We start from the raw sequence: 1,333 nt of genomic DNA, 5'->3' as shown, positions 1-1,333 counted from the left end.
AATTTCAAATCGGAGTGAACTCGCTAAGCGTTAGGAGTCACTCTTAAATTGTTTGTTAAGTTACGTTTTCAACTTCGTTTTTAGAAAGCTAGACATAAAATATAGCTTTTCCGTGCTTAGCCCCCAACCCAAGTTTATTCGTTGCTTTCCTTCTAATGAAATATGTCTACGCTGTCCTAGCCCTACTTCCCTTACTCTAGCAATATTTTGCCATTCAAACCTTCTGTACCAACCTATAGAACCCACCCCTATAAAAATGAGGCCTTTACCATTTTCATTTGAAACATAGGTACGACCCAAAACACTCATTAGAGTAATGCTAATTAATACAATACTGCCTATTAGAAATGGCAACCCGAAGAGAGATTGTTTAAAATCGAACTCTCCATTCATTAACTGGGTTCCATATATTCCAGAAAGAGCAATACTTACCCACACCACAGTAAACGGAACTAAAAAAAGTGCCGCCCAACTTCGATTTGAAAGTTCAATAGACCAATCATAGTCATTGCCAGAAATATGTACGCCATTAACCTTTTGAGTACTATCGAACTTACTGTCAGATGCTGCCTCTAATATCGACGCAAGCGAAGTTAGATTCTCACAGTTTTGACAGTAAGCAGTATCCAGCGAAACATTAATATTCTCAGATTCTATCTTCCGCCCACATTTTGAACAGTTCACTTCCATTTTGAGATACCTCCTTAGTAACTTAACGCCCAATTAACTTGCGCAGCAACGCAATACAGCGGTTCTGCATTACACCGTAACCACTAAACCTGATTAGAAGTAAAAATGCCACGCGTTGCAAGTCTGGTTGAATTGTTTGTTAGCTGATAGTTCTAAAGAAATCAGTCATTAAATTCCCAACTACCGAAGCTGAAATCGGTTTTATTCCTTTGATAAAGTACTGCCCAAATGATTTATTCTCACTTTTATCAAATGTTGGGATAGAATTTAACGCATTAAGACCTTTTTGAGTTAGAGTTACGTTACATATACTCTCGCGAAGTGTCTCATGATTAATGATCAGATATCCTTCTTGCTCTAACCACTTTACTGTTGCATAACATGCTTTAAATAATTCTTGTGAATTTAATTCACCATCATCATTGCTTTCAAAATAATCTTTTACCCGTTCAGCTATTTCGGTGGGCGCGACATCAGTTGGGACTGGAAACTTATCAAGACCAGCATGCATAACTTCCAACGCTGCACAGTTAAATATATCTAGATTTCTCATTACAACCTCCTTTCAGCTAACGCCCAATTAAGGTGCGACAACGCTATAAAACCCAGACTAAACCATTGCGCCGTAAACACAAATTTCAAA

The 1,333-nt window shown here is 37.9% G+C and carries 2 protein-coding genes; both read right to left on the bottom strand.

The window, feature by feature from the left end:
• Positions 1-60: 60 nt before the first annotated feature.
• Complete coding sequence (locus FCV43_RS19520) at positions 61-690, bottom strand: hypothetical protein (protein WP_136996105.1); 630 nt, start codon at positions 688-690, stop codon at positions 61-63.
• A gap of 139 nt (positions 691-829) precedes the next feature.
• The gene (locus tag FCV43_RS19515; protein WP_136996104.1) at positions 830-1,243 is read right to left on the bottom strand and encodes a hypothetical protein; all 414 of its coding nucleotides are present in this window, start codon (positions 1,241-1,243) and stop codon (positions 830-832) included.
• Between the last annotated feature and the right edge of the window lie 90 nt (positions 1,244-1,333).

This window comes from Vibrio genomosp. F6 (assembly GCF_005146325.1).
Taxonomy (GTDB): Bacteria; Pseudomonadota; Gammaproteobacteria; order Enterobacterales; family Vibrionaceae; genus Vibrio; species Vibrio cortegadensis.
Note: the sequence above shows the minus strand (reverse complement) of the source record. Positions and strands in the feature narration are given on the sequence as shown.